27 protein-coding genes are annotated in these 26714 nt (G+C 70.0%); 12 read left to right on the top strand and 15 right to left on the bottom strand.

Annotated elements, in window-relative coordinates:
• Positions 1-20 precede the first annotated feature (20 nt).
• The 3 genes from AB0B28_RS20745 to AB0B28_RS20735 all read left to right on the top strand — a co-directional run bounded on the left by AB0B28_RS20745 (position 21) and on the right by AB0B28_RS20735 (position 3974).
• Complete coding sequence (locus AB0B28_RS20745; protein ID WP_360123924.1) at positions 21-2087, top strand: cellulase family glycosylhydrolase; 2067 nt, start codon at positions 21-23, stop codon at positions 2085-2087.
• Positions 2088-2201: 114 nt separating this feature from the next.
• Positions 2202-3200, top strand: coding sequence for a zinc-dependent alcohol dehydrogenase family protein (locus AB0B28_RS20740; protein WP_360123921.1), 999 nt, complete (start codon positions 2202-2204; stop codon positions 3198-3200).
• An 84-nt stretch (positions 3201-3284) separates the two neighbouring features.
• Positions 3285-3974 carry a DUF1707 domain-containing protein gene (locus tag AB0B28_RS20735; protein WP_360123918.1) on the top strand — a complete coding sequence of 230 codons (690 nt, stop codon included), beginning with the start codon at positions 3285-3287 and terminating at the stop codon, positions 3972-3974.
• On the opposite strand, the gene AB0B28_RS20730 is transcribed toward AB0B28_RS20735, so the two are convergent.
• Both AB0B28_RS20730 and AB0B28_RS20725 read right to left on the bottom strand, forming a co-directional pair.
• Positions 3975-4952, bottom strand: coding sequence for a LacI family DNA-binding transcriptional regulator (locus tag AB0B28_RS20730; protein ID WP_360123915.1), 978 nt, complete (start codon positions 4950-4952; stop codon positions 3975-3977). It abuts the gene before it with no gap.
• Between the two features lie 87 nt (positions 4953-5039).
• The gene (locus AB0B28_RS20725) at positions 5040-6560 is read right to left on the bottom strand and encodes an alpha-L-arabinofuranosidase C-terminal domain-containing protein (protein ID WP_360123912.1); all 1521 of its coding nucleotides are present in this window, start codon (positions 6558-6560) and stop codon (positions 5040-5042) included.
• 125 nt (positions 6561-6685) lie between these two features.
• Here AB0B28_RS20725 and AB0B28_RS20720 point away from each other — a divergent pair, with 125 nt between their 5' ends.
• Genes AB0B28_RS20720 through AB0B28_RS20705 form a run of 4 tightly spaced genes read left to right on the top strand, consistent with a single transcriptional unit; the run spans position 6686 to position 9691 of the window.
• The gene (locus AB0B28_RS20720) at positions 6686-7372 is read left to right on the top strand and encodes a cyclase family protein (RefSeq protein ID WP_360123909.1); all 687 of its coding nucleotides are present in this window, start codon (positions 6686-6688) and stop codon (positions 7370-7372) included.
• A 47-nt stretch (positions 7373-7419) separates the two neighbouring features.
• Positions 7420-8034 (top strand): nicotinamide riboside transporter PnuC, encoded by a 615-nt coding sequence (pnuC, locus tag AB0B28_RS20715; RefSeq protein ID WP_360124017.1) that lies wholly within the window; start codon positions 7420-7422, stop codon positions 8032-8034.
• Positions 8031-9110, top strand: a complete 1080-nt coding sequence (locus tag AB0B28_RS20710) for an AAA family ATPase (RefSeq protein WP_360123906.1) — start codon at positions 8031-8033, stop codon at positions 9108-9110. The genes pnuC and AB0B28_RS20710 overlap by 4 nt, the downstream gene beginning before the upstream one ends.
• Before the next feature lie 47 nt (positions 9111-9157).
• Entirely contained in the window at positions 9158-9691 is a 534-nt protein-coding gene (locus AB0B28_RS20705; RefSeq protein ID WP_360123902.1) for a GNAT family N-acetyltransferase, read from the top strand.
• 18 nt (positions 9692-9709) lie between these two features.
• Here AB0B28_RS20705 and AB0B28_RS20700 read toward each other — a convergent pair whose 3' ends face one another.
• Positions 9710-10834 carry a hypothetical protein gene (locus AB0B28_RS20700; RefSeq protein ID WP_360123899.1) on the bottom strand — a complete coding sequence of 375 codons (1125 nt, stop codon included), beginning with the start codon at positions 10832-10834 and terminating at the stop codon, positions 9710-9712.
• Between the two features lie 209 nt (positions 10835-11043).
• On the opposite strand from AB0B28_RS20700, the gene AB0B28_RS20695 reads away from it, so the two are divergent.
• The 4 genes from AB0B28_RS20695 to AB0B28_RS20680 all read left to right on the top strand — a co-directional run bounded on the left by AB0B28_RS20695 (position 11044) and on the right by AB0B28_RS20680 (position 14149).
• Complete coding sequence (locus AB0B28_RS20695) at positions 11044-11658, top strand: LysE family transporter (protein WP_360123896.1); 615 nt, start codon at positions 11044-11046, stop codon at positions 11656-11658.
• Between the two features lie 116 nt (positions 11659-11774).
• Positions 11775-12956, top strand: a complete 1182-nt coding sequence (locus tag AB0B28_RS20690) for an LLM class flavin-dependent oxidoreductase (RefSeq protein WP_360123893.1) — start codon at positions 11775-11777, stop codon at positions 12954-12956.
• A 9-nt stretch (positions 12957-12965) separates the two neighbouring features.
• Complete coding sequence (locus tag AB0B28_RS20685) at positions 12966-13454, top strand: MarR family transcriptional regulator (protein ID WP_360123891.1); 489 nt, start codon at positions 12966-12968, stop codon at positions 13452-13454.
• On the top strand, positions 13451-14149 hold the full coding sequence (locus AB0B28_RS20680) for a CE1759 family FMN reductase (protein ID WP_360123888.1): 699 nt from the start codon (positions 13451-13453) through the stop codon (positions 14147-14149). Before AB0B28_RS20685 ends, AB0B28_RS20680 begins: the two co-directional genes overlap by 4 nt.
• Here the strand turns inward: AB0B28_RS20680 and AB0B28_RS20675 are convergent, their stop codons facing one another.
• Positions 14150-15103, bottom strand: a complete 954-nt coding sequence (locus tag AB0B28_RS20675; protein ID WP_360123885.1) for an NAD(P)/FAD-dependent oxidoreductase — start codon at positions 15101-15103, stop codon at positions 14150-14152.
• A 79-nt stretch (positions 15104-15182) separates the two neighbouring features.
• Between AB0B28_RS20675 and AB0B28_RS20670 the strand changes: the two genes are divergently transcribed.
• Positions 15183-15767 (top strand): XRE family transcriptional regulator, encoded by a 585-nt coding sequence (locus AB0B28_RS20670; RefSeq protein WP_360123882.1) that lies wholly within the window; start codon positions 15183-15185, stop codon positions 15765-15767.
• 65 nt (positions 15768-15832) lie between these two features.
• Here AB0B28_RS20670 and AB0B28_RS20665 read toward each other — a convergent pair whose 3' ends face one another.
• From AB0B28_RS20665 to AB0B28_RS20615, 11 genes are all read right to left on the bottom strand, one after another.
• Complete coding sequence (locus tag AB0B28_RS20665; RefSeq protein ID WP_360123879.1) at positions 15833-16561, bottom strand: HAD-IA family hydrolase; 729 nt, start codon at positions 16559-16561, stop codon at positions 15833-15835.
• A gap of 82 nt (positions 16562-16643) precedes the next feature.
• The gene (locus AB0B28_RS20660; RefSeq protein WP_360123876.1) at positions 16644-17210 is read right to left on the bottom strand and encodes a hypothetical protein; all 567 of its coding nucleotides are present in this window, start codon (positions 17208-17210) and stop codon (positions 16644-16646) included.
• 68 nt (positions 17211-17278) lie between these two features.
• The gene (locus AB0B28_RS20655; RefSeq protein WP_360123873.1) at positions 17279-17935 is read right to left on the bottom strand and encodes a hypothetical protein; all 657 of its coding nucleotides are present in this window, start codon (positions 17933-17935) and stop codon (positions 17279-17281) included.
• Between the two features lie 137 nt (positions 17936-18072).
• A complete protein-coding gene (locus tag AB0B28_RS20650; RefSeq protein ID WP_360123870.1) occupies positions 18073-18606 on the bottom strand; it encodes a rhodanese-like domain-containing protein in 534 nt (177 codons plus the stop codon).
• An 85-nt stretch (positions 18607-18691) separates the two neighbouring features.
• Entirely contained in the window at positions 18692-19675 is a 984-nt protein-coding gene (locus AB0B28_RS20645) for an ABC transporter substrate-binding protein (RefSeq protein ID WP_360123867.1), read from the bottom strand.
• Positions 19676-19702: 27 nt separating this feature from the next.
• A complete protein-coding gene (locus AB0B28_RS20640) occupies positions 19703-22033 on the bottom strand; it encodes an arylsulfatase (RefSeq protein WP_360123864.1) in 2331 nt (776 codons plus the stop codon).
• A gap of 14 nt (positions 22034-22047) precedes the next feature.
• Positions 22048-22782 (bottom strand): ABC transporter ATP-binding protein, encoded by a 735-nt coding sequence (locus tag AB0B28_RS20635; protein WP_360123861.1) that lies wholly within the window; start codon positions 22780-22782, stop codon positions 22048-22050.
• Positions 22755-23576 (bottom strand): ABC transporter permease, encoded by an 822-nt coding sequence (locus AB0B28_RS20630; RefSeq protein WP_360123858.1) that lies wholly within the window; start codon positions 23574-23576, stop codon positions 22755-22757. Before AB0B28_RS20630 ends, AB0B28_RS20635 begins: the two co-directional genes overlap by 28 nt.
• Positions 23577-23649: 73 nt before the next feature.
• Positions 23650-24537, bottom strand: a complete 888-nt coding sequence (locus AB0B28_RS20625) for an ABC transporter permease (RefSeq protein WP_360123855.1) — start codon at positions 24535-24537, stop codon at positions 23650-23652.
• Entirely contained in the window at positions 24527-25318 is a 792-nt protein-coding gene (locus AB0B28_RS20620; RefSeq protein WP_360123852.1) for an ABC transporter ATP-binding protein, read from the bottom strand. The genes AB0B28_RS20625 and AB0B28_RS20620 overlap by 11 nt, the downstream gene beginning before the upstream one ends.
• Positions 25315-26394: an ABC transporter substrate-binding protein gene (locus tag AB0B28_RS20615; RefSeq protein WP_360123849.1), complete on the bottom strand. Its 1080-nt coding sequence runs from the start codon at positions 26392-26394 to the stop codon at positions 25315-25317. The genes AB0B28_RS20620 and AB0B28_RS20615 overlap by 4 nt, the downstream gene beginning before the upstream one ends.
• Positions 26395-26714: the final 320 nt, after the last annotated feature.

The following is a 26714-nucleotide window of genomic DNA, read 5'->3' as shown; positions in this document are numbered from 1 at the left end:
ACGCGGACATAAGGAGAGCCATGCAAGACTTCAAACGACGGCCCCGCAAATGGGCCGCACTGCTCGTGGCGGCTGTGGCCGTCCTCGCGGCGGGGCTGGGGATGCTCGTCCCCTCCGTCGCCCACGCCGACGAAGGCTGCGAGGTCGACTACGAGATCGTGAGTCAGTGGCCCGGCGGCTTCACCGCCGACGTGGCCATCACCAACCTCGGCCAGGCCGTCAACGGCTGGAGCCTCGCCTGGACCTTCCCCGACGGCCAGCGCGTCACTCAGGCCTGGAACGCCACCACCTCCAATGTGGGCGACCAGGTCACGGCCACCGACGCGGGCTACAACGCCTCGATCGGCGGCAACGCCACCGTCTCCTTCGGATTCAACGGCTCCTGGTCGGGCACCAACGGCATCCCGACCTCGTTCGCGCTCAACGGCACCGCCTGCGACGGCACGGTCGGCGAGCCCAGCACCCCGCCGGTCACGACTCCGCCGCCCACCGGTGACCTCTCCGCGATGGAGACCGTGGCCGCCATGCAGCCGGGCTGGAACCTCGGCAACTCCCTCGACTCGGTCGGCCCCGACGAGACCGCCTGGGGCAACCCGCGCATCACGCAGGCCCTGATCGAGAACGTGGCCGCCCAGGGCTACAACAGCATCCGCCTCCCCGTCACGTGGGACGACCACCAGGGCCCCGGCCCCGACTACGCGATCGAGGCCGACTACCTCGACCGCGTCGAGGAGGTCGTCGGCTGGGCCCTCGACGCCGATCTCTATGTCGTGCTCAACATCCACCACGACTCGTGGATCTGGATCGCGGACATGAACGCGAACCGCACCGAGGTCGAGGCGCGCTACGAGTCCATCTGGACCACGCTGGCCGACCGCTTCAAGGACGCCTCGCCGAAGCTGCTGTTCGAGAGCGTGAACGAGCCGCAGTTCAACAATGTGGACGACGCGACCGCTTACGCGCTGCTCGACGACCTGAACACCTCGTTCCACGCGATCGTGCGCGACTCGGGTGGCGGCAACGCCGACCGCGTGCTCATCCTGCCCACGCTGCACACCAACGCCGACCAGGGCCGCCTGGACGCGCTGACCGAGACCATCGAGGCGCTCGACGACCCGAACCTGGCCGCGACCATCCACTACTACGGGTTCTGGCCCTTCAGCGTGAACATCGCGGGCTACACCACCTTCAACGCCGAAGTCCAGCAGGACGTCACCGACACGTTCGACCGGGCGTACGACGAGTTCGTCGCGAACGGCGTCCCGGTGCTCATCGGCGAGTACGGCCTCCTCGGCTTCGACGCGCACACCGGCACGATCGAGCAGGGCGAGAAGCTCAAGTTCTTCGAGTACGCCGGGCACTACGCGAACGAGAAGGGCATGACCCTCCAGCTGTGGGACAACGGCCAGCACTTCGACCGCACCGCGTTCGAGTGGAAGGACCAGGAGCTGTTCGCGATGCTGGAGGCCTCCTGGTCGTCCCGCTCGGGCACCGCCTCGACCGACCAGGTGTTCGTCGAGAAGTCCGGCGCGGTCGGCGACGCCACTGTGGAGCTCAACCTGAGCGGCACCACCTTCGAGGGCCTGCACCACGGTTCGACCCCGCTCGCAGAGGGCACCGACTACACCGTGTCGGGCCAGACGCTGACCATCAAGGCCGCCAAGCTGACCGAGCTGCTGGGCGACCGCTCGTACGGGGTCCGGGCCGACCTGCACGCCGTGTTCTCGAACGGCGCGCCGTGGCGCATCAGCGTGGTCTCCTACGACACGCCGGTGCTCTCGGCCGCGAGCGGACCGGCCACGGCGTTCGCGATCCCGACCGCGTTCAACGGCGACCAGTTGGCCACGATGGAGGCCACCTATGCGGACGGCACGCCTGCCGGACCGCAGAACTGGACCTCCTACAAGGAGTTCGCCCGGGCCTTCGGACCGGATTACGCCGCGGGTGAGACCACGTTGACCGAGGCGTTCTTCGCCGAGGTCAACGACGGTCAGAAGGTCACCTTGACGTTCCACTTCTGGAGCGGTGAGACCCTCACGTATTACGTGACCGAGTCGGGCGGCAACGTCACCGGTTCACTGTCGTAACCGCAAGGACGCCGTCCCCGACAGCGCGCTGTCGGGGACGGTTTCGCTTCACCTGGAGTTTGGGTCCCGGGGCCGAATGCGAGGTATCGTGGCCCCGGATCGAAGGAGAGCCAAATGGTGAAGACTGTCCGGTTCCACGAGTACGGCGGCCCCGAGGTCCTGCGGGTCGAGGACGTCCCGGTCGGCGAGCCCGGCCCCGGCGAGGCGCGCGTGCGCATCGAGGCCGTGGGCCTCAACCGGGCTGAAGCGCTGTACCGCATGGGCGTCTACATCGAACAGGTCCGCGAGTTCCCGTCCCTTGTGGGCGCCGAGGCCGCGGGCGAGATCCTCGCGGTCGGCCCTGATGTCACCGGTTTCGAAGCGGGGCAGGCGGTCAGCGTCATCCCCACGTTCTCGATGAACGACTACGGCGTGTACGCCGAGGAGGCGATCGTCCCGGTCGACTCGCTCATCGCCCGCCCCGAGGGCCTCGACGCGGTGGCCGGAGCGGCGGTCTGGATGCCGTACCTCACCGCGTACGGCGCTCTGGTGCAGGTCGGCGGCATGAAACCGGCCGACACCGTGGTCATCACGGCCGCCTCCAGCAGTGTCGGGCTCGCGGCGATCCAGATCGCGAACCGCATCGGCGCGGTCCCGATCGCCACCACCCGCACCGCCGCGAAGCGCGACGCACTCCTGGAAGCCGGTGCGGCCCATGTGATCACCACGGCCGACGAGGCAGTGGACGAACGCGTGCTCGCCCTGACCGAAGGACGCGGCGCCGAATTCGCGTTCGACGCGGTGGCCGGTTCGGGCATCACCGCGCTCGCGCGCTCGGTCGCGGCGAACGGCACCCTGTTCCTGTACGGCGCGCTGTCGGGCGAGCCGACCCCCTACCCGGGTTTCGCACTCGGCATGCCCGCGTTGAGCATCCGCACCTTCCTGGTCCATGAGACCACCCGAAACCCGGCCCGGCTCCGCGAAGCCGCGGCCTTCGTGACCTCGGGCCTGAGATCCGGCGCCTTCACCCCCACAGTGGACCGCACCTTCGACCTCGAAGACATCGTCGAGGCCCACCGCTATCTTGAGCAGAGTGCCCAGATCGGCAAGATCGTGGCCACCGTCAAGGCCTGAGTACGACTGGGACGGCGCGATTCCGATAGGCTGAGTCGGATTCGCCCTTTCCTGGTCGACCTGCCCCACGACGGGAACGACGACATGACCGATCAGCCGTACACGAGCCTGCGGGTCTCCGACGCGGAGCGGACGCTCGCCGTGTCGCGGCTGGACGAGGCGTTCGAGGTCGGGCGGCTCGACGCGGACGAGCACCGCGAGCGGGTCGCGCTCGCAGGCGCCGCCAAGACCTACGGCGACTTCGACGCCCTGTTCGCCGACCTGCCCGGAGCGGGCGCGCCGCGGCCGGCGCGCAGCCGCACCGGCGAGATGCGCATCAGCACCGCCGACCGCGATGCCGCGCTGGAGCGGCTGCGTCGGGCCATGACCGAGGGGCGCATCGGGACCGCGTACTTCCAGGACCGCACCGACGCGGTGCTCGACGCCAAGACCGATGCGGACCTGCGTCCGATCCTCGACGACCTGCCGCCCGAACCGGTCGCGCCGCGAAGCCGCGGCACCGCCGCCGAGCGGCTCCGTCAGAACCATGTGCCGGTGGTCAGCATCGACCCGTCACGCCGGACCGGCGACGGGGTCAGCGTCGCCGCGATCTGGTGCGCGATCGCCGGGTTCGTGTGGCCCGGCGCCGCGCTTCCGGCGGTCATCCTCGGTGCGATCGGGCTCTACCGCGCCGACAACGGCACCGCCAAGAGCTCGCAGTTGCCCAAGATCGCGATCGGGCTCGGTGTGGCCGCGATCCTCTTCGGAGCGATTCGGGTCGCCGCGGGGTGGTAGTCACGTCGACTCGCGCGTGACCAGACGCCAAGGGGCCGTGTGCTCTTCGGGGGCTCGGGCGGGGTTCTCCAGGCGGGAGGCGATGAGGGACACGGCCTTCTCGGCCATCCAGCGGTGGTCGGGGGCGATCGTCGACAAGGCCGGGGCCAGGTAGGCGGCTTCGGGGATGTCGTCGAAGCCGATGACGCGCACGTCCTCGGGGCAGCTGAGGCCCAGGTCGGCCAGGCCTCGCAGGACTCCTTGCGCGACCGTGTCGGTCACGGCGACCACGCCGTCGAATCCGGTCCCGTGCAGCTCGTGCACGGCCCGGCGGCCGGCGTCCAAATCCATGCCGGACAAGGACACCAGCGCCGGGTCGAGCTCGATCCCGGCCTCCCGCAGCGCCTGCGCGTAGCCCTCATGGCGGCGCGAGACCACGTGGACGCCTTCGAGCGAGCGACCGGTGATGTTCGCGATCCGGTTGCAGCCCTGCGCGATCAGATGCGCCGTGGCCGCACGCGAGGCCGCCTCGTTGGCCATGCCCACGTGGTCGATGCTCGCGCCGTAGTCGCGTTCGCCGAGCATCACGATCGGGAAGTCGCCCCACTTCTGGCCCTGGTCCCTCGGGTCGAGCTGGACCGCGCTGAGAATCAGCCCGTCGAACTGGAGCTTGTGCGACTGCGCGATCGCGTCGGCCTCGCCTTCGGCCGCGGCCCCGGTCTGCTCGATCGCCACGTGGAAGCCCTGGGCCTTCGCGGCCTCGATGACATGCGAGGCGAGCATCCCGAAGTAAGGACGGTCCACTTCGGGCACCGCGAGGCCGATCACCCCGGTGCGGCCCGCTTTGAGCGTGCGGGCGTTGACGTTGAGGCGGTATCCGGAGTCCTGGATCGCGTCGAGCACGCGGCGGCGCACGGGGTCTGATACCCCGGGCCGGTTGTTGACCACGTTCGAGACGGTCATCTTCGACACGCCCGCCAGTCGAGCCACATCGCTCATCGTCACCACTTCGGAAACCGCCTCTCAGGTTCGACGACGTCCCTATTGTCCCATCGGCGACCGAACTCGCCTCAGGGTGTTCGAACGCTAGCTCAGCGTGGCCGACACGGTCGCGAACGAGTGCGCGGGAAGGCGCACCCGGAGCTTGCCGCCCTCGACGGTCGCGCCGTCGAAGGACCGCGGGGCCACCGCGGCAGGAGCCTCGGGCGTGTTGTGGTCCTGAAGCGCTGCGGCCGTGAGGATCCGCGCCTCGACATCGGTCACGTTCCCGCCGCGCAGGTCGATCTCGACGTCCTGCTCGATCGCTGCATCCAGGTTGGACAGTGAGACCAGGAGCCGGTCGTCCTTGCGGCTGGCCGAGACCGACACCGTCTTCAGCACACCATCGCCGACCTCGCGGGAAGGCAGCTCGCCGCGCACGTCGACCCGCAGCGAAGAGGCGTCCTGGTGGCCCTTGTTCATCTGGAACACATGGTAAGTGGGGGTGAGGACGAGCGCCTCGGTGTCGGGGTCGGTGAGGATCATCGCCTGGAGCACGTTCACCGTCTGCGCGATGTTCGCCATCACCAGCCGGTCGGCGTGGCGGTGGAAGATGTCGAAGTGGACACTCGCGACCAGCGCGTCCCGCAATGTGTTCTGCTGGTACAGGAACCCGGGGTTCGTGCCCGGCTCCACGTTCCACCACGTGCCCCATTCGTCGAGCACGATCCCGATCTCCTTGGTCGGGTCGTACAGGTCCATGACGCCCGCGTGACCGGTGAGCAGCTCATCGGTGCGCGCGGCCTTGAGCATCGTGGTGTAGTACTCGTCCTCGGTGAAGACCGTGGCCGCGCCCTTGTCCTCCCAAGTGCCCGCGATCGTGTAGTAGTGCACCGAGATCGCCTGGTACAGCGGGCGTTCGACCCGCTGGCAGCCCAGGTGGGAGAGCTGCTTCATGAGCGTCTCGGTCCAGTGGTAGTTGAAGTCGGCGGCCCCGGCGGCGATGCGGTAGAGCTTGTTGTCGCCGAAGTCGCGGCAGTAGGTCGCGTAGCGGCGGGCCTCGTTCGCGTAGTGCTCGGCGGTCATGTTGCCGCCGCAGCCCCAGGTCTCGTTGCCCAGGCCCCAGTACTTGACCTTCCACGGCTCCTCGCGTCCGTTGGCCTTGCGCTCGCGCACGGCGGGGGAGTCGCCCTCGCGGGTGAGGTACTCGACCCATTCGCTCATCTCGCGGACGGTGCCTGAGCCGACGTTGCCGGAGATGTACGGCTCGGTGCCGAGCAGTTCGCACAGGGCCATGAACTCATGGGTGCCGAAGTGGTTGTTCTCCTCGACCCCGCCCCAGTGGGTGTTGACCATGACCGGGCGCTCGGCCTTGGGGCCGACGCCGTCCCGCCAGTGGTACTCGTCGGCGAAGCAGCCGCCGGGCCAACGCAGATTCGGGATGTCGAGCGCGCGCAGTGCCTCGACCACGTCGAGGCGGATGCCGCCCTCATTGGGGACCCTTGAGTCCTCTCCCACGTAGAACCCGCCGTAGACGCACCGGCCCAGGTGCTCGGCGAAGTGCCCGTAGACGTGGCGGCTGATGCGCGGGCCCTTGATGTCGACGTTGATCACGGCGGAGACGGTCATGGAGGCCTTCCTTGGCGGTGCGAGACGTGTGTTTATCGGTAAAGTACACGTGTCGCGCCTCCCGCCTCGCCCCGACCTCCACGAGTCCGGTGTTACGGGTCGTGACTGGTGTGGTTACATGCCTCATGGCCGAAACCGCGCGCAGACTCGTCGAGCTCAACCACCCGATCAGCGAAGGCATGATCACCTACCCGGGCATCCCCGGGCCCCGGATCACCGACTTCCTGACCCGCGAGGACTCCCGCGCGCACTACGAGCCCGGCACCGAGTTCGCCATCGGCCGCATCGAGCTGATCGCCAACACCGGCACCTACCTCGACACTCCGAACCACCGCTACGCCGACGGCCACGACCTCGCCGGGCTCGACCTCGCCCGCGTCGCCGACGTCCCGATCACGCTCGTCGACCTCACCGGCCTCCAAGGCCGCGAGATCACCCCCGCCGACCTTCCCGCGTCCGGGCTCGACGGCACCGCCGTGCTCCTGCGCACCGGCTGGGACCGCCACTGGGGCACCGAGGCCTACCTCGACACCGCCACCGCGCCGTTCGTGGGCGAAGCCGCCGCCGCGCACCTCGCCGCCTCCGGCGCGGTCCTGGTCGGCATCGACAGCGTCAACATCGACGACGCGAGCGGCGAGGGTCGACCCCGCCCCGCGCACTCGGGCCTCCTCACCGCCGACATCCCGATCCTCGAACACCTCACCGGCCTCGACCGGCTCCCGGCCACCGGCGCCCGCCTCCACGCCGCGCCCCCGCGCATCGCCGGCCTGGCGACCTTCCCCACCCGCGCCTACGCGATCGTGGGATCCTAAGCCTCCCCTCCGAAAGGCCCCTCGTGCTCGCCGACTTCCCCAACCCGCTGCTGTTCAACGCCTTCGGCGTCCCCACCACGCTCATCGAAGTGCTCGGCTTCGTCTCCGGCGCGTTCTGCGTGTGGCTCGTGGCCCGCCAGCACCTCGCCAACTGGCCCCTCGGCATCTTCAACTGCCTCATGTTCATCGTGCTGTTCGCCCAAGCCGGCCTCTACGCCGACGCCGGCCTCCAGCTCGTGTTCATCACCCTCGGGATCTACGGCTGGTGGAACTGGGTCAAAGGCGGCGGCCCCGCCACGGACACCCTCCCCGTGAGCCGCACCAGCCGCAACGAGTGGATCGGCCTGGTCGGCGCGGGCGCACTCGGCCTCGCCGCCATCGCCCTGCTCTTGACGACGGCCACGGACTCGGACGTGCCGTTCTGGGACGCCCTGACCACCGTGCTCTCCCTCATGGCCACGTACGGCCAGTGCCGCAAGCGGATCGAGTCCTGGTACCTGTGGATCGCCGCCGACATCGTGTTCATCCCGCTCTACGCCTACAAGGGCCTGTACCTCACCGCGATCCTCTACATCGGATTCATGGCGCTGTGTGTGGTCGGCCTGCTGAGCTGGCGCAGGGACCTCCTCAAGGAGCACGAGCCCGCGGAGGCCGCCGCGTGAGCCTGCCCGACCACGGACTCGTCCTCGGCAAGTTCTACCCGCCGCACGCGGGCCACCACCACCTCATCCGCTCCGCGCTGGCCGGATGCCGCCGCCTCACCGTCCTGGTCAGCCACGCCGACGTCGAGTCCATCCCGCTCGCCGACCGCGTGGCCTGGCTCCAGGAGGCCCACCCAGGCGCCCGCGTCATCGGCACCGTCGACAACGTCCACATGGACCTCCACGACGAGGCGATCTGGCAGGCCCACGTCGACATCTTCAAAGCCGCGGTGCCCGAACGCATCGACGCGCTCTTCACCTCCGAGACCTACGGCCCCGAACTCGCCCGCCGCCTCGGCGCCGCCCACGTCGAAGTCGACCTCGACCGGACCCGCTTCCCGGTCTCGGGCACCAAGATCCGCGCCGACCCCGTGACCCATTGGGACCACCTGGAAGGCCCGGTCCGCGCCGGGCTCGCCCTCCGCGTGGTCGCCCTCGGGGCCGAGTCCACCGGCACCACGACCATCGCGGCCGCGCTGGCCGAGCACTACCGCGCCCGCGGCGGCCCCTGGGCCGCGACGCAGTTGGTCGAGGAATACGGCCGTACGTTCAGCGAGGAGAAGCTCGCCTCGCTCCAAGCGGCGAATCCGGACGCGACCTGGTCCGACGTGCGGTTCGCGTCCGAGGAGTTCCCGCTGATCGCCCAGCGCCAGAACGAGACCGAGGAAGCCGCGGCCAGGCTCGGCGGCCCGGTCCTGTTCTGCGACACCGACTCCTTCGCGACCGCGATCTGGCACGAGCGTTACCTGGGCGGCCGCAACCCCGAGATCGACCCGATCGCCGAGGCCTGCCGCCACCACCTGTGGCTGCTCACCGACCACGAGGGCGTCGACTTCGAAGACGACGGGCTGCGCGACGGCGAGCACCTGCGGCCGTGGATGACCGGCCGCTTCGCCGAGGAACTGGAGCGCACCGGCAGGCCCTACGTCCACCTCCGCGGCCCGCACGAGCACCGCCTCGCGCAGGCCGTCGAAGCCGTGGACGCCCTGATCGCCGCGGGCTGGCACCTCGCCGACCCGCTGCCGGAGCACCGCTAGGCCGCAATCCGCTTGCGGCCCACCGGCACTTCCCGCACACTGGCCCCATGCGCATCAGGCCCGCCACTGCCGCCGATCTGCCGCTGCTCGGGGACATCGAACGGGCCGCGGGGGAGTGCTTCCGCACCGTCGACATGCCCGAGATCGCCGAGGACGAGCCGCTCGATCTCGACCGGCTCGACGCCTACCGCCGCTCGGGTCTGGCCTGGGTCGCGGCCGATGCGGCCGACCGCCCGGTCGCGTACCTCATCGCCGAGCCGGTGGACGGCGCGCTGCACATCGAGCAGGTCTCGGTCCACCCCGACTGGGCCCACCGCCGCATCGGCCGCGCCCTCATCGAGGAAGCCGCCCGGGCCGCGGCCGAACGCGGCCTCGAGTCGCTCACCCTGACCACGTTCACCGAGGTCCCCTGGAACGCCCCGTACTACACCCGCTGCGGCTTCACCCCGATCCCGGACGAGCGCCTCAGCCCGGGCCTCCAACACATCCGAGCCGAAGAGGCCATCCACGGCCTCGACCGCTGGCCCCGCATCGCGATGATCCGACGATTCCACCGGACACCACCCGCCGACGCGTCATGAACCGCCTCGGACGGTGCTTCAGGATTGGAGGTAGTCCTGGGCGTCGTCGAGGTGGCCTTGCATCTTGGTCTGCCAGGCGACCAGTTCGGTTTCGATCGGGAGGTACGCGTCGACGAGGAGCGCCGCCCAGGCCTGTTCGATGGCGGTGCGCAGGCCGCTCTCGACCCCGCAGGCGGCGAAGTCGCTCGCGACTTCGCGTTCGTGGTCCATCACGGCGCGGAAGCCCGAGGGGGCCTCCTCGGGCAGGTCCGGGACCGGCGCGCCCTCATCGGTGCCGTCCTCGAAGCGTTCAGGGGCGTACAGCCGGCCGAAGTACTGCCACACCGGCGGGTAGAGCTCGTCGCTCAGTTCCCAACCCTCGTAACCGTTGTCGATGAGGCAGGACTCGAACGCGACGCGCTCGTCCTCAAGCTGCTCGTAGAGCCCGCCCGAGCCTTCGGAGTCCTCGATCGAGGAGACCGGGCTCGGTTCATGGGCGTACTCGACCGTGCCCTCCTCGTCCTCCTCCACATGGGGCTCGCCGTACATCGTCTCGATCATCGCCAAGCGGCAACCGCCCAGGGGCGCTTCGCTGTCGAGCTGCGGGCCTTTCATCGAGTCCTCGATCGCGGGGGAGCCGCTGTAGGCCTCGATCCAGGCGCCGCGGTACTCCTCACTCTGCGCGTCCCATTCGCCGGAGTCGGGCGGGGCGGTCTCCTCCTGCGGGAGGTCGAACGCGGTTCTCGCCTCCGGGGTCAGCAGCTCCCCGGAGAGGTCGCCCTCCTCGGTGTCGTAGACATAGTCGACCCACAGGCCGAAGCCCCATCGCTCGGCCGCCTCCGGGGTCGGCACGCCGTTGATCGGCGCTTCGCTGAGGTAGCCCGAGGCCCCGTAGAGGTAGGTGCTCGGCGGCGGGAAGACCGCCGGGTAGTGGACGGTGAGCCCCTCGTCCTCCAAGCAGCGCTTGACGACCCGCTGCTCCAGTTCCTCGAGCTCCTTGTCGATGACGCGGTTCTCGTTGACGATCTGATACAGCCGCTCCGCCTCGGCCACGGCCTCGGCGCTCGGCTCGGTGCCGCCGCGCTCGGCGGGCTCGTCGCCGCACGCGGCGGCCAGGAGCAGACCGCAGGCGGCTACCGCGGTGAGCAAAGGTCGGTGTCGCATCGGTCGCGTTCCCATCTCGTCGGCTGGTCGTGGCAATAGATACAGGTGCGACGGCAGAACGGTTGTCAACGCCGAGCCCGGAAATTTGATGAGCCGCATCGGGCCCGCTTTGGATACGCTTGCCCCTGGTGCGGGTCGGTCTTCGGCCCGCTTGAACCGCGCGGAGAGTGAAACAGCTTGGGCGGCAACGTGTTCGAGAGCGGCATGCGGTGACCGTCGCGTTCTTCACCGGGCTCGCGCTCGGCCTCGCGCTCATCGTGCCCATCGGGGCTCAGAACGTGTTCGTGTTCGGCCAGGGCGTGAGCCTGGGGATGCCGCGGGCGCTGTGGGCCGTGCTCGGGGCCGGGCTGTGCGACACGCTGCTCATCGTGCTCGGCGCGACCGGGGCCTCCGCGCTGCTCGACTCGGTGCCGGGCCTGCGCCCGGCGATGCTCATCGGCGGGGCCGCGTTCCTGACCTACCTGGGCGTCAAGTCGCTGCGCGCCAAACCCGCCGAACTCGCCGACGAGACCGGGACGTGGACCCCCGCGCAGACCCTTCGCCGCACGGCCGCCGTGTCGCTGCTCAACCCGCATGCGATCCTCGACACCGTCGGGGTCCTCGGCGCCGCGATCGCCGCGCAGAGCGCCGCCACGCGCACCACGTTCGCGATCGGCACGCTCTCGGCCTCCTGGCTCTGGTTCCTCCTCCTCGCGGGCGCCGCGGCCGGCATGCGCCGCGTCCTGACCAAGGAACGCCGCGTCTGGTTCGACCGCTTCTCAGGCGCTGTCCTGTTGATCTTCGCCGCCTGGCTCGCCTACGAATTCGTCCACGCCCTGCTCTAGGCCTATGGGCCGCCTCACGTCCCCCTGACGGGAACAACTCGGGGCGGTAGTCTGTTCAAGTAGATGCAAACGCATGAACATCAGGCCGCTGCGGCGGCGGGAGCAGGGGAAAGACGATGCAGTTCGGTATCTTCTCAGTCAGTGACATCACGCGCGACCCGATCTCGGGCACCACTCCGACCGAGGCCGAGCGCATCGACGCGATCGTCAAGATCGCCGTGCACGCAGAAGAGGTCGGCCTCGACGCCTTCGGGATCGGCGAGCACCACAACCCGCCGTTCTTCTCCTCCTCGCCCACCACGCTGCTGGCGAACATCGCCGCGCGCACCGAGCGGCTGCTCCTGACCACCGCGACCACGCTCATCACCACCAACGACCCGGTGCGCATCGCCGAGGAGTACGCGATGCTCCAGCACCTGGCCAAGGGCCGCATGGACCTCATGCTCGGGCGCGGCAACACCGCCCCGGTCTACCCGTGGTTCGGCCAGGACATCCGCCAGGGCCTGCCGCTGGCGCTGGAGAACTACAACCTCCTGCACCGGCTGTGGCGCGAGGACGTCGTGGACTGGGAAGGCCAGTTCCGCACCCCGCTCCAGGGCTTCACCTCGACGCCCCGGCCGCTGGACGACGTGCCGCCGTTCGTGTGGCACGGCTCGATCCGCACGCCCGAGATCGCCGAGCAGGCCGCGTTCTACGGCAACGGCTACTTCGCCAACCACATCTTCTGGCCGTCCTCGCACTCCAAGCGCCTGATCGACTTCTACCGCCAGCGCTTCGAGCACTACGGGCACGGCACCCGCAAGCAGGCCATCGTGGGCCTGGGCGGGCAGGCGTACATCGCCAAGAAGTCCCAGGACGCGGTCAAGGAATTCCGGCCCTACTTCGACGAGGCCCCGGTCTACGGCCACGGTCCCACGCTGGAGGAGTTCACCAAGGGCACGCCGCTGTCGGTCGGCAGCCCGCAGGAGGTCATCGACAAGACCCTGACCTTCCAGGAGACGTTCGGCGACTACCAGCGCCAGATGTTCCTCCTCGACCACGCCGGGATGCCGCTCAAGATGGTCCTCGACCAGCTCGACCTGCTCGGCGGCGAGGTCGTCCCGGTGCTGCGCAAGGAGCTCGCCTCCCGGCGCGACCCCGAGACGGCCGACGCGCCCACCCACGAGGGGCTCGTCAAGGCCAAGTACGGCGACCGGCCGGCCCGCCAGCCGCGCCCCAACGCCAACCGCGGCGACAACGTCACCGGAGGCTCGCCCTACCAGGACGGGGACGCCGAAGCCGAGTACCCGACCATCTAGGAGCCCCCGATGCCACGCAGCCGCAGTCGCCTCGCGAACGACGCCTGGGAATCGCTGCTCACCGCCCACGCGGCGCTGATGAAGCGGTTCGCCGCCGAACCGATCTGGGACGAGCTGTCGATGCGCGAGTACGACGTGCTCTACACGCTCGCCAAGCACGGCGAGCCCATGCGACTCTACGAACTGGGCCGGGGCGTGCTGCTCAGCCAGCCCGCCCTGTCCCGGCTCGTCGACCGCCTCGCCGAACGCGGCCTGGTCGAGCGCGCGCCCGACCCGGCCGACGGCCGCGGCCTGCGTCTGGCGCTCACTGAGACCGGTCGCGAGCAGCAGCGCCGCGTGGGCGGACGCCACGCCGTCGATGTGGCCCGCGCCGTGAACGCGGCCCTCACCGACGAGGAGATGCGCCAGCTCGAAGCGATCGGCCGCAAGCTCGCCGCCTGCGACCCCGCACCGCCGCCCCAGACCCGCCGCCCGAACCGCCAGGAGGCCCCGCGATGAACGCCCGCAACCCCGAAACGCCGTTCCGTCTCGTCGTCGTCAGCGCCGGTACGAGCGACCCGTCCTCGACCCGGATGCTCGCCGACCGGATCGCCGCCCGCGTGGGCGCCCACGCCGAACGCCGCGGCGAGCGCGTCACGACCGACGTCGTCGACCTGCGCGAACTCGCGGGCGAGATCGCCACGGCCCTGGTCTCGCAGTTCATGGGCCCCAAGCTGACCCGCGCGGTCGAGCTGCTCGGCGCGGCCGACGCCGTGGTCGCCAGCGCCCCGGTCTACAAGGCCGCCCCCAGCGGCCTGTTCAGCTCGTTCTTCCACCTCCTCGACAACGACCTGCTCATCGCCAAGCCGGTGGTGCTGGCCGCGACGGCCGGGACGGCCCGGCACGCGCTGGTCGTCGACGAGCAGATGCGCTCGCTGTTCGCGTACCTGCGCACGATGACGGTGCCGACCTCGGTCTTCGCCGCCACCGAGGACTGGACCGCGAAGGAGCTGGGGGAGCGGATCGACCGCGCCGCGATCGAGCTGCTGCTGCTCATGGAGTCGGGGTTCGCCGAGCAGGTCCGCACCGAGTCGTGGAAGTCCTACCAGCACGAGTACGGCAGCGCGGGCGGCACCGAGCTCGACATCGACCTGAGCTCCGACCTGATGCGCCTGGCCACCGGCGGCTCGGCGGGATCAGGCCGGAAGCCGTAGCTACTCGCGGTAGGCCGCCAGAGCGGCGGCCGTGTCCTCTTCGACGAGCTCCATGTTGATCTGAGCCCCGGCCATCGCGCCCGCGGCGGCGACGTTGCCGACCTGCATCATCAGGTCGGTGACGTTGCCCGCGAGCCACACACCGGGGACCTCGCTGCGCCCCATCGGGTCCGCGGGCACGTGCTCGCCCATCCCCGAGGGGTGCTCGACCGCTTCCAGGCCGAGGCCGCCGATGAACCCGGCCCTGGCTTCGGGCCGGGTCGCCACGGTCAGGGCCTGGCGTTCGACCAGTTCGCCGCTGGCGAGCCGCACGCCCGTGATCGCGTCGTCGGCGGTCTCGATCCTCGCGATCGGGCCGTTCACGACGCGGATGCCCAGGGCCGCGAACTTCTCCAGTTCTTCCGCGCTCGGCTCCAGCACCTCATTGGTGAAGAGCACGAGGTCGGCGCTCCACTGGCGAAACAGCAGCGTCTGGTGCACCGAGGCCGGGCCGGTGGCCACGATCCCGATGGCCTGGCCCTGGATCTCCCAGCCGTGGCAGTAGGGGCAGTGGACGACGCCGCGGCCCCACTGCTCGCGCAGGCCCGGGATGTCGGGCATGCGGTCGGTGACGCCGGTGGTGACGAGCACCCGCCGGGCCCGCACTTCGCGCCCGTCCTCCAGTGACACGCAGAAGCCGCCGTCGAGGGCCTTCGCGCCGGTCACGGTACCGCTGACGACGTGCCCGCCGTACTGCCGCACTTCGCCGCGGCCGCGTTCGAGCAGCTCGGCGGGCGGCATGCCCTCGCGGCCGAGGAGCCCGTGGACGCCTTCGGCGGGGGCGTTGCGCGGCTCGCCAGCGTCGATCACCGCCACCGAGCGGCGGGCCCGGGCGAGCATGAGGGCCCCGCTCAGGCCTGCGGCGCCGCCGCCGATCACCACGACGTCGTACCGGTCCTTCAGTTCATCGGTCACTTCGACCACCTCCGCCACGACCGTAAGTCGAGCTGGTCGAAACTGGCAAACTTTCTTGCCGATCTGGCAAACTCGATGGATGGACGAAGCGATGGACCAGGCCCTGGACTCGGTCGGGCCGCGCCTGCGGGCGCTGCGCAAGCAACGCGAGGCGACCCTCGCCGACCTCTCGGAGCGCACCGGGATCTCGGTGAGCACTCTCTCGCGCCTGGAGTCGGGTGCGCGCAAGCCCACGCTGGAACTGCTGCTGCCGTTGGCGAAAGCGCACGGCGTGACCCTCGACGACCTCGTGGGCGCGCCTCAGACCGGCGATCCGCGCATCCACCTGCGTCCGATCACCCACCACGGCATGACGATGCTGCCGCTCACCCGCAACCCGGGCGGCATCCAGGCCTACAAGCTGGTGATCGCCCCGAGCGAGCGCGGCGAGCCGGAGTTGAAGGTCCACGAGGGCTACGAGTGGATGTACGTCCTCAACGGCCGCCTGCGGGTGGTCCTCGGCGAGCACGACTTCGTGATGAAGCCCGGCGAGGCCGCCGAGTTCGACACGCGCACCCCGCACTGGTTCGGCAGCGCCGACGAACACCCGGTCGAGTTCCTCAGCCTCTTCGGCGCCCAAGGCGAAAGGGCCCACTTGCGCGCTAAGCCCAAGCGCAAGTCTTAGCCGGTGTGCGCGCCGAGCAGCGCCAGCGACGCCGCGATCCGTTCGCGCGCAGCCGCATCGGTGACCTATTCGAGGAATCCCAGGACGTGGCGCAGGCCCCGCTCGCCGGTGCGGGGTTCGCCCGGGAGGATGTAGGCGCGCAGGCCCGAGGCTGCTGCGCCGCCGTCCTTGGTCGGGTTGTCGCCGACCATGAGGGTGCGGCGGGGGTCGACGCCGAGCTGCTCGCACGCGGCGAGGAACAGCACCGGGTCGGGCTTCTCGGTGCCGTGCTGGTAGGAGACGACCCGCACGTCGATGAGGTCGAGCATGCCGTGGTGCTCCATGTGGACGCCCACGTCCCATGCGAAGTCGGAGACGATCCCGGTCTTGATCCCGCGCGAGCGCAGCTCCCGCAGGAGCGGCTCGGTGTCGGGGTAGGGGACCCACGCGTCGGGGGCGGCGATGAGGTCGTACGCGGTGTCCTCGTGGCCTTGGAGGTAGTCGACGTGGGAGAACCACGTGAACAGCGCGGTGCGGTGCTGCTCGGCCGACTCGTCCCGCCCGACCTGCGCGGCGGCGACCTCGGGCATCAGGTAGGTCTCTCCGAGCTGCCCGGCGGTCTTCTCCAGCAGCTCGGCGCTGAGGGCCCGCCCGGTGGAGGCCTCGAAGCGGCGCAGCCAGGTCTCCACGTCGATGAGCTTGAAGATCGTGTTGCTGAAGTCGAACAGCACCGCCTCGACCGGCGGCACCGCCCCGGCCTGGTCGTCCTCACTGAGCTCGTACGCGGCAGCGGAGTCGAAGAGGCTGTAGATCACGGCGGACCTTCCATTCGGCAGACAGTGCACCGCCGCAACCGTAACCTGGCCAGTTCGCACCGGCCATGAATGCGGACGCGGTTCACCGTTTGTTCGCCGCCGATTCGGGTGCGATGCCCCTGGTGAGCTTGGCCCTGAACTCGTCGTCGACCATGACGATCCGGCTCGTGACCGTGATGGCGGCCACCGCGAGCGCTGCCGCCGCCCACAGCGGCCCGGCAGCCCAGTCGACCCCGTCGAAGTCCGGATGGGTCCGCCCCTCGGGATCGAGCACGGCCGACGCGGCCTCGCCGACGTCGAGCTGCTGGGCCCGCTTGGTGCTCATCGTCGGCGACGGCCAGCCTGGGCATTCCAGCACGTGGTAGACGTACATCGTGCCCCGGTGCTCCTCCTCGTACTTGGAGGCCACGGTGCATCCGACCTCGACGCCCCGCATGGCGAGCGCGGTGGCGTCGAACGCGGGGACGAGCCCGGCGAGGCCGAACGCGGTGAAGAACGGCACGATGAACCAGGCGACACCCTTGCGCCGCAGCCGCCCGACGAGCGCCGTGGCGAACAACCCCAACCCGGCGGCCGCAGTGCCCCCGACACCGACGCCGGTCCACCACCCCGGCACCCACGACGGCTCGAACATGACCGTCCAACTCAAGTTCGCAACCGCCACGGCGGCGACCACCGGCGGAACAACGGCAAGCCTGAGCTCTCGTCTACGAACGCTCATGCGACCCCGCGATTGCGCAGGCGCCGAATTCGGACCCTCCACGCGGCACGGATCCGGCCGTCGTCGACGGCGTCGAGTCGGCCGAAGACGACCGCCGCAAGCAGGCCGATCGAGAACGCGGCCGCGATGAGGGCATTGGTCGAGGAGACCTCGCGGATCGAGGGCTCGGCGCGGTCGAGCGGGTCGATAGTCGCGATCAGGTCGTGTCCGATCGGGAACCGCTCCGCGCGCGAGGTGTCCGCGTTGAACGAAGGCCAACCGGGGCAGGCGAACTCGTGGTCGGTCCGCAAGGTGTCGCTGCCTCGCACGTAGTTGTCGATCGCGACCACCTCGCACTGGACCTGTATGCCGCGGTGGACGAGGGCGAACTGGTCGAGTGCGTACATGGGGACCATGGCGCCGAGCAGCGCGAATGCCGGGACGAGGTAGGTGAGGCGACCCATGGCCTGGCGCAGGCGGCCCATGAACGTCGTCGCCACCACTGCGATTGCCCCGACCGTCGCGATGAGGACGCAGATGACGAAGGCGGCGGTGGTGAGCGCCGAATCGGCCGCGAACATGTGTAGCCAGGCGGCGGCGGCGATCGCTGCGGCGAGGCCGAGGGGCAGGACGGCGCAGACGACTTCATGGCGCACATTGATCGGCGGCCTCATGTCGAGGCCTTGGGGCGTGAAGGGCATGGGGATCCAGCTATGGGTTCGGGGCGTCGGGCGAGGCAGCGGCGAGCGGGTAGTCCCGGTCACCGCCGCGGCCATGATCGTAGCCTGCGTGGCCGCGCCGTCCCCAATGGTCAGGCTGCGCGGCGGTTCCAGGGGAGGATCGCGAGGACCCTCGCCATCGCGCAGGTGTTCGTGATCGCCGCTATTGCCAGGCCCGCTCCGATCGCCGCGGCCAGCCACTTGAGTGGTTCCCAGGCGAGGCTCAGTGCCACGAACGTGATCACGAGGGCGCCCGCCGTCAGGCGCACCTGGCGTTCCATGCCCCAGACCCTGCGGCCGGTGGATTCGACCGGGGCTCCTGCCTGCTTCCAGGCGGTGAGGCCGCCCTCGAGGATGTGGACGGGGACGCCGGTCTCCTCGCCGAGGAGGTCTTTCGCCTGGCCCGCGCGGGCGCCCGAGGCGCATACGAGGATCACCGGGCGTTCGGTCTCGCCGAGCGCGCCTTGGGCGGACTTGACCAGGGAGAGCGGGATGTTGCGGGAGTCGGTGATGCGTTCGGTGGCGAACTCGCCGGGGGTGCGGACGTCGACCAGGATCGCCTGGTGCTCTTCGACGAGCTGCCGGGCGGCATTGGTGTCGATATAGGACTTGGAAGCGGTGGGCATGTCGGTTCCTCTCGGTGTGGGCGTCGGCGGCGGGAATCCCGCGAGCTGATCGGGAATCCCGCCGCCGACCGTCTTCAATGGGCTGTCAGGCTTCGAACACGGTGTTGAACCGGTCGTCGAACTGGCCCGCGGCGTCCAGCTCGTCGATGATGCCGAGGGCCGCGTACCCGTCGGACTGCTCCTGCTGGGACGCGCGGATCTCCTCGGTGATCGGCCCCAGCGTCACCGGCGCGCGCGTCTCGGTCGCCTCCACGACCTCGATCGGCAGCCCGGTGAGCGCGGCGTACTGCTCGACCCACGCGTCGAGGTTCGCGTAACGCCACTCCTGGGCCTTCCCGTATCGCTCCACATAGTCCGCAAGCGCATCGGCATAGGCCTCGTCCTCGATGATCTCGGTCCGCGCCGAGAGCAACGAGATGCTCGGGAAGTAGTCCGCCCCGGTCGCCACCAAGGTCGCCCCGGCGAGCTCGGCCTGCGACCAGTAGATGCCGAGCGTCGCGACCGCGTCGATCTCGCCGTTGGCCAGCGCGGTGTTGGCGTCGACCACCGGCAGGTTCGCCGTCTCGACGTCGTCGAGACTCAATCCGACCGATTCGAGCGCCTTGACCACGTGGTACTGCGTGATGGTGCCCTCCTGGAAGGACACCTTGCGGCCCTTGAGGTCGGCGACCGATGAGATCCCGGTCCCGGGGCCGGCGAGGATCGCGTTGAACGACGTGGACGGGTCGTCCACAGTGGTCGCCGCGATCGCCTTGAGCTTCACTCCGTTCGAGGCCGCGAAGATCAGCGGGGTGTCGGCGGTGAAGCCCACGTCCACCGCGTCGGCCCCGGCGGCCTCGATGTACTCGGGTCCGGCGTTGACGAACTGCTTCCACTCGATGGCGTAGGGCAGGTCCTGGTCGAGCCCGGCGGCCTTGAACAGCTCCTGGGTGACCGGAGTCGCCCCGAGCTCGCCGATCCGCAGCGTGACCGAGCCGTCCGCGTCGTCAGAGCACGCGGCCAGGCCGAGCGCGGCGAGCGGTGCGGAGGCGGCGGCCCCGAGCAGGGTGCGGCGGGAAGCGGTGGTCATGTCATCGTGCCTTTCGATATGTGTCGTTTAATCTGCGAGGAGTTCGGCTTCGCGTTTGATCGCGCGGATCTCCTCGGGGCCGAACGCGAGCGGCCCCGGGGTGTAGGTCACGGCGGCGAGCTCGCCGTTGAACGGGAACGCCCCGCGCCGCTCGCGCAGGTCCCACAGGACCGGGCCCCTCGCGTCGCGCCCGACCGAGATGCCCGTCCACGGCGCGAGCCCGGCGAGCTGGAGCCGCCCGGGCAACCGCCCGGCCTCGACGGGTTCACCGGTGCCGTCGCCGAGACCGATCGTGAAGTCCCACTGGAGCTTCGGCGTGGCCTGCGCGTGCAGCCGAATCAAACGCGTCCCGGCCGGGACGTCGCCGCCGTCGATCACCGTGGCCTTGCCGTACTGGTTGTAGCCGAACCGGATCCGACCGTCCTCGATGTACAGCACGTACCCGCCCTGCGGATCGCCGTGCGCCACCAGGACCCCGTCGCCGCCGTCGTCGGTCAACTCCACGTCCACGGTGAACGACCGGTACTGCACCAGCGAGGCCGACCGGTGCCGTTCCAGCACAGGCGAACCCGGCAGCAGCCGCACCGGCCGCGAGAACCGCTCGTCGAACGGCCGCCGCGCCCCCGACCCGAACGCCCGGCCCGTCTGAAGCGGGAACACCGTGTTGCGCCAAGCCGCGTGCTCCCACGCCTCGGCCAGTTCCTTCGCCACGTCGGGGAACTCGTCGGCCACGTCGACCAGCTCCGTCGGATCGGTGCGCGTGTCGAACAACTGCCACTCGGCGTCCTCGAACGGCGTGCCCGGACGATGCAGCGTGACGAGCTTCCACCCGTCCTTGTAGTACCCGCGATGCCCGCCGAACTCGGCGTACTGCTCGGTGTGCGCGCTGGCGGTCTCTTTGCCGCGCAGTACCTCGGCCAGGCTCACCCCGTCGCGTTCCTGCGCCGCTCGTCCGGCCCGCTCGCCCGGGGCGGTGAGCCCGGCGAGTTCCAGGAGCGTGGGGAACACGTCGGTGACGTACCCGTACTGGTCCCGCACGCCGTCGTCGCCCTCCGCGCGGCGCAGCCCGGCGGGCCACGAGAGCAGGAACGGCACCCGCACCCCGCCCGCGAACGTCTGGCCCTTGTAGAACCGGAACGGCGTGTTCGAGGTCTGGGCCCAGCCCCTGGGATAGTGGACGCCGAGCTTGGCCGAACCGATCAGGTCCGGATCGTGCGGCACGTCGCGCTCCCAGTCGCCGGGCACCGGGTGGTGCACGAACTGCGAGAAGTACGAGCGGGTCCCGGCCGGGCCGCCTTCGGCGGTGCCGCCGTTGTCGGAGGTGAACACCACGATGGTGTTGTTGAGTTCGCCGAGGGCCTCGACGGTGTCGAGGATGCGCCCCAGCGATTGGTCGACGCTGTCGACCATCGCGGCGTAGACCTCCTGGTAGCGGGCGAAGCGGTCCTGCTCGTCCTCGCTGAGTTCGTCCCAGGCCGGGACGTCGAAGCCCGGCTCGGTGTTGCGCGGTGCCTGCCGAGTGCCCTCGGGGAACAGCCCTTCGGCGAGCTGCTTGGCGAAGCGCTGCTCGCGCAGCACGTCCCAGCCCTCGGCGTACTTGCCGCGGTACTTCGCGATGTCGTCGGCCTTGGCCTGGAGCGGCCCGTGCATCGCAACATGGGCGAAGTACAGGAAGAACGGCTTCTCGGGGTCGTGCGCGCGCAGTTCCTTGATGCGTTCGACGGCCTGATCGGTGAGATCGTCGGTGAGGTAGTAGTCCTCGGGGAAATCCTCCACCGGGGACGGTCCGTTGTCGACGGTGAGCTGGTTGGGGTGGAAGAACGAGTTGAGGCCTTCGAGCGAGCCGTAGTAGCGGTCGAAGCCGCGCTGGAGCGGCCAGGAGTCCCGCGGGCGGCCCGGCGCGAGGTTAGCGTCCCGCGCGAGGTGCCACTTGCCGATCGCGTACGTGGCGTACCCGTTGGCGCGCAACGCTTCGGGAAGACTGAGCACGTCGTCGGCGAGTTCGAGTCGCAGCCCGGGATAGCCCGGGTCGCCGTTGGCGACCGAGCCGTATCCGGCCCGGTGCGGGTTGAGCCCGGTGAGCAGCGCGGCCCGGGCGGGGGAGCACACCGGGGTGGTGTGGTAGTTCGTCAGCCGCACACCGCTGGCGGCGATCCGGTCGAGGTTCGGGGTGTCGATCTCGGACCCGAACGGCCCGATGTCGCTGTAGCCCATGTCGTCCAGGAGCACCACGATGATGTTCGGGGCCCCGGCCGGGGCGGTAGGCTCCTCGGGCCACCACGGGGTGGACTCGTCGCTCGTGCGTCCGATCGTGCCGCCGAAGCCCTCGTAGCCTCGCGCGTGCTCGGGAATGGTCATTGTCGTTACCTGCCTTAACGTTCGGATTCGGCGACGCCGAGTTCGCCCAGGAGCCGGTCGCGCAGATCGGCGAACTCGGGGGACCGGCGGGGGAGGTGTTCGGGGAGTTCGACCTGCGCGTCGAGCGAGATCCGGCCCTCGGTGAGGACCAGCACCCGGTCGGCGAGCGCGATGGCCTCCTCGACGTCGTGCGTCACCAGCAGGACCGAGGGGCGGTGCGCGGCCCAGAGCCTGCGCAGCAGCGCGTGCATCTTCAAGCGGGTCAAGGCGTCCAGGGCTCCGAACGGCTCGTCGAGCAGCAGCAGCTCCGGTTCGCGCACGAGCGCCCGCGCCAGCGCGGCCCGCTGGCCCTCGCCGCCCGAGAGGGTGTGCGGCCACGCTTTCGCCTTGTCCGCCAACCCGACTTCGGCGAGCGTCTCCAGCCCGCGCTCCTTCGCGCGTTTCTGTCCGAGCAAGACGTTGTCGAGGACCCGCTTCCACGGCAGCAGCCGCGCGTCCTGGAACGCCACGGCCCGGCGCCCGGGCACGGTGGCCTCGCCCTCGTAGTCGGTGTCGAGTCCGGCGAGGACCCGCAGGAGCGTCGACTTGCCCGAGCCCGACCGCCCGAGCAGCGCCACGAACTCGCCGGGGGCCAGGTCGAGGTCGACCCCGCGCAGCACGTGCTGCGAGCCGAAGGACTTGTCGAGTCCCTTGACCGACACCGCGGTCGGGACGTGGAGGTCTATTGCGCTGCGAAGGTCCGTCGCCACGGCAGGACCCTCCCTTCGATGAGGCGGACCAGCCGGTCCGAGGTGAGCCCGAGGAGGCCGTAGACCACGAGGCCGACGACGATGATGTCGGTCTGGGCGAAGCTGCGCGCCTGCGTCATGAGGTAGCCGATGCCGCTGGTGGCGTTGATCTGCTCGGACACGACCAGCACCAGCCACGAGATCGCGGTCGCGAAGCGCAGCCCGGTGAAGAACCCCGGCAGCGCCCCGGGCAGGATCACCTGCCGCACCAGGGCGAATTTGCCGAGCTCGGCGGTGCGCGCGAGCTCGCCGTAGCGCGGGTCCAGGCCGCGGATCGCCGCGTGGGTGTTGACGTACACCGGGAACGCGGTCGCGAAGACCACCAGGAAGACCTTGACCTCCTCGCCGATCCCGAACCACACGATCGCGAGGGGCACCAGCGCGAGTGCGGGGATGGCGCGGAGGATCTGCATCGGGCCGTCGATGAGGTCCTCGCCGAGACGGAACAGTCCTGCGACGATCGCGAGCACGGCCCCGATCGCCACGCCGAGGGCCAGGCCGGTCGCGGCCCGGCCGAGCGAGACGAGCAGGTGCTCTTGGAGCCGCCCGGTCTCGATCAGCTCGCCGCCCGCGGCGATCACCGTCGAGGGCGCCGCCAGCGTCTGCTCGGGGATGAGGCCGGTGGCCGAGCCGAGCTGCCAGACCGCGACCAGGGCCACCGGTCCGATGAGGACGCGCAGGCGGTCGAGCCGCAAGCGGGTCGCGACACGCTTGATGTCTACTTGTCCGATGTTTTTAATGGGAATTGTGGTCATGTCGTGCCCCAAGCGATTCAGGTGGGGAGGTCCCCGCGGGCCGAAGGTGCGCCCGGCCCGCGGGGAAGTGCGGTCAGCGGTCTTGGTGCAGGCCCCAGGACCTGCGGATTCTGTTGTCAGCGGCTTTGAACACCGAGTCGACCAGGATGCCGATGAACAAGATCGTGAGGATCCAGGTGAGCACCCGCGCCGAGTCGTTGAACTCCCTGGCGCCCTGCATGAGCGCGCCGACCGAGCCTTGTCCGGCCACGATCACCAGGAGTTCGCCGGCCATGAGCGAGCGCCACGCGAACGCCCAGCCCTGCTTCAGGCCCGACACGAACGACGGCAGCGTCGCGGGCAGGATCACGTGGCGGTACAGCGTGAAGCCCTTCATGCCCAGGACCGCGCCGACGCGCTTCCACGCGGGCGGCACGTAGTCGATCCCCGAGATGATCCCGTTGGCGATCGAGGGCACCGCCCCCAGGACCACCACGAACAGGATCGCCGACTCCGAGATCTTGAACAGCAGGATCGCCAGCGGGAACCACATGATCGACGGCATCGTCTGGAGTCCGGTGATGAGCGACCCGATCGCCGCCCGCAGCGGCTTGAACCGCGCCACCGCGATCCCCAGCACCGTGCCCACCAGCACCGACAGCGCGAAGCCGCTGAGGGCCCGCTGCGCGGTGATGAGGATGGCCTCCCAGTAGTCCGAGGTGCTCGCGTACGCCACGAGGTCCTGCCACACCGTCAGCGGCGAGGGCAGCACCCACGGCTTCTTCCATCCCGAGAGGAACAGGAGCTGCCACGAGCCCACGACCAGGATCAGCGCCAGGACCTTCGGCCAGGTCCCGGCCCACAGCTTCGCGCCCAGGCGACCCAGGCGCGTCTCGGTGACCGGGGTCCGCTCCAGCTCGTCGAGCCCGGCGACCCAGTTGCGGGACGTGTCCTTCTCCTTCTTGACGGCCTCAACCGGCATGGCGGGACACCTCCTCTCGCAGCGCGTCGGTGATCTCGGCGGCCAGCGCCGCGACCGGCGCGGAGTCGATCCGCCGGGGGCGGTCCATCTCCACGTCGTAGATGTTGAGGACCCGGCCCGGACGCGAGCTCAAGAGCACCACCTGGTCGCCCAGGCGCACCGCCTCGCGCACGTTGTGGGTCACGAACAGGACCGTCAGCGCCTGCTCGCGCCAGATCCGCTCCAGCTCGTCGTGGAGGATGTCGCGGGTCATCGCGTCGAGCGCGCCGAACGGCTCGTCCATGAGCAGCACCGAGGCGTCCTGCGCGAGGGCCCGCGCGAGCGCGACCCGCTGGCGCATGCCGCCGGAGAGCTCGTGCGGGCGCTTGTGCGCGAACCCGGTGAGCCGCACGGTCTCCAGGAGGTCGAGCGCGCGGGCGCGTCGTTCAGCCCGACCGACGCCCCTCACCCGCAGTGCGATCTCGACGTTGCCCGCGACGGTGAGCCACGGGAACAGCGCCGACTCCTGGAACATCATGGCGACCGGCTGGTCGACGTGCTCGATCGAGCCGCCGGAGATGTCGTCGAGTCCGGCCACGAGGGAGAGCAGGGTGCTCTTGCCGCAGCCGGAGGCGCCGAGCAGGCAGGTGAAGCTGCCGGGATCGACGCTGAGCGAGACGCCGTCGAGGGCCGTGACGGCGCCCGGGCCCCGGCCGTAGCGCTTGACCACGTCGGTCAGCACCACGGCTCCTTGGGCCCGGGCGGTGTCTGCGACCCGCGTGTCGGTGCGGGTCTCGGTCATGCCAGCTCACCCGCCGAGACTTCGGCGTCGCCGCGGTCCTTGAGCACCTGGTTGAGCGCGTCGAGGGCGTAGATGCCCTTGAGGTCGACCTCTTCGAGCAGGTCGATCTCGACGGCGTGGTCCTTGCTGCCCTGGAGCGAGTCGGCGAGCGGGTCGGCGGTGAAGCTCAGGTTGGCGAAGGCCGCGGCGATCACGTCGTCGTCCAGGCGCTTGTCGGTCAGCGCGAAGATGTGGTCGTTGGCGAGCGTCTGGGCCTCGTCGGGGTTCGCCTCGATGTAGTCCAGCGCGGCCACGTGGGCTTCGATGAAGGCCTTGACCAGCGCGGGCTGCTCGTCGAGGAATGTCTTGGAGACGATGATGTGGGTGGTGACGAACTCGCCGCCCTCCCACAGCTCGCGCTCGTTGAGGAACTCGACCGCGCCGTTCTGGAGCAGGAGCTGGGAGTAGCGCGGCTCGACGGCCCAGGCGGCCTGGACGGTGCCGTCCTCGAACGCGGCGGCCACTTCGGCGTTGTCGATGGGGACCACCGAGACGTCGCCGCCGCCGTTCTGGTCGGTCTCGTAGCCCTGCTCCTTGAGCCAGTAGCGGGCCGCGACGTCCTGGGTGTTGCCCAGCTGCGGCGTGGCCAGGGCCTTGCCGCGCAGGTGCTCGACCTCGGTGATGTCGGGCTTGACCACGAGCCCGGCACCGCCGGAGGTGGACCCGGCGATGATGTGCAGGGCCTGGCCCCCGGACTGGGCCCAGCCGTTGATGGCCGGGTTGGGGCCGATGTAGGAGATGTCGATGGCCTCGGCGAACAGGGCCTCGATGGCGGAGGGCCCGGCGTTGAACACGGTCGTCTCGATGGTGACCTCGTCCGGGAGCGTGTCCTTGAAGACCCCGGCTTCGAGTCCGACGAGGGCGGGGGCGTGGGTGATGTTCCCGAAGTACCCCAGGCGGATGGTGCCGCTGGCGGTGGAGCTGTCGGCGTCCGCGGCGGAGGGGGCGTCATCGCCGCACGCGGCGAGAACCGGAGCCGCGGTAAGGGCCGCACCGGCGGCCGCGATGACGCTGCGTCGTCTGACATTGCTGCTCATGGGAATGCTTTCTATGAGAGGGGGTGAATCCTAGTAGTTCGATTTATCCGACCAAACTGATGGGAATTCTAGAACAGTGAGAATCCCGTAGGCAACTCGCATCCCACGTTCTGGTCGGGAAGGGCGTGCGCTGCCTCGCACTACGCTCCGGTCCCGACTCGGGTTCCGTTGCGTGGGACGAAGGACTGAGCGGGAGACGGAGCGGCGCCGGCGGGCGGAGCGAGGATCGGGCGGTTCGACGACCGGCTGCAAGAGCGCTGTGCCGAGGAGCTCGCCGATCAGGCTGTGCCGCAAAGCGACCCCGACCTGTTGCGTCCACT

It is taken from the genome of Glycomyces sp. NPDC046736 (genome assembly GCF_040645615.1).
In the GTDB taxonomy this organism is placed as follows: domain Bacteria; phylum Actinomycetota; class Actinomycetes; order Mycobacteriales; family Micromonosporaceae; genus Glycomyces.
This window is presented reverse-complemented; position numbering and strand designations above follow the sequence as displayed.

Bases quoted from the DNA above. Each gene is read 5' to 3' on its own strand.
- AB0B28_RS20745 (WP_360123924.1), top strand. From the start codon at position 21: ATGCAAGACTTCAAACGACGGCCCCGCAAATGGGCCGCACTGCTCGTG.
- AB0B28_RS20740 (WP_360123921.1), top strand. From the start codon at position 2,202: ATGGTGAAGACTGTCCGGTTCCACGAGTACGGCGGCCCCGAGGTCCTG.
- AB0B28_RS20735 (WP_360123918.1), top strand. From the start codon at position 3,285: ATGACCGATCAGCCGTACACGAGCCTGCGGGTCTCCGACGCGGAGCGG.
- AB0B28_RS20730 (WP_360123915.1), bottom strand. From the start codon at position 4,952: ATGAGCGATGTGGCTCGACTGGCGGGCGTGTCGAAGATGACCGTCTCG.
- AB0B28_RS20725 (WP_360123912.1), bottom strand. From the start codon at position 6,560: ATGACCGTCTCCGCCGTGATCAACGTCGACATCAAGGGCCCGCGCATC.
- AB0B28_RS20720 (WP_360123909.1), top strand. From the start codon at position 6,686: ATGGCCGAAACCGCGCGCAGACTCGTCGAGCTCAACCACCCGATCAGC.
- AB0B28_RS20705 (WP_360123902.1), top strand. From the start codon at position 9,158: ATGCGCATCAGGCCCGCCACTGCCGCCGATCTGCCGCTGCTCGGGGAC.
- AB0B28_RS20700 (WP_360123899.1), bottom strand. From the start codon at position 10,834: ATGCGACACCGACCTTTGCTCACCGCGGTAGCCGCCTGCGGTCTGCTC.
- AB0B28_RS20690 (WP_360123893.1), top strand. From the start codon at position 11,775: ATGCAGTTCGGTATCTTCTCAGTCAGTGACATCACGCGCGACCCGATC.
- AB0B28_RS20685 (WP_360123891.1), top strand. From the start codon at position 12,966: ATGCCACGCAGCCGCAGTCGCCTCGCGAACGACGCCTGGGAATCGCTG.
- AB0B28_RS20680 (WP_360123888.1), top strand. From the start codon at position 13,451: ATGAACGCCCGCAACCCCGAAACGCCGTTCCGTCTCGTCGTCGTCAGC.
- AB0B28_RS20670 (WP_360123882.1), top strand. From the start codon at position 15,183: ATGGACGAAGCGATGGACCAGGCCCTGGACTCGGTCGGGCCGCGCCTG.
- AB0B28_RS20655 (WP_360123873.1), bottom strand. From the start codon at position 17,935: ATGAGGCCGCCGATCAATGTGCGCCATGAAGTCGTCTGCGCCGTCCTG.
- AB0B28_RS20650 (WP_360123870.1), bottom strand. From the start codon at position 18,606: ATGCCCACCGCTTCCAAGTCCTATATCGACACCAATGCCGCCCGGCAG.
- AB0B28_RS20645 (WP_360123867.1), bottom strand. From the start codon at position 19,675: ATGACCACCGCTTCCCGCCGCACCCTGCTCGGGGCCGCCGCCTCCGCA.
- AB0B28_RS20640 (WP_360123864.1), bottom strand. From the start codon at position 22,033: ATGACCATTCCCGAGCACGCGCGAGGCTACGAGGGCTTCGGCGGCACG.
- AB0B28_RS20630 (WP_360123858.1), bottom strand. From the start codon at position 23,576: ATGACCACAATTCCCATTAAAAACATCGGACAAGTAGACATCAAGCGT.
- AB0B28_RS20625 (WP_360123855.1), bottom strand. From the start codon at position 24,537: ATGCCGGTTGAGGCCGTCAAGAAGGAGAAGGACACGTCCCGCAACTGG.
- AB0B28_RS20620 (WP_360123852.1), bottom strand. From the start codon at position 25,318: ATGACCGAGACCCGCACCGACACGCGGGTCGCAGACACCGCCCGGGCC.
- AB0B28_RS20615 (WP_360123849.1), bottom strand. From the start codon at position 26,394: ATGAGCAGCAATGTCAGACGACGCAGCGTCATCGCGGCCGCCGGTGCG.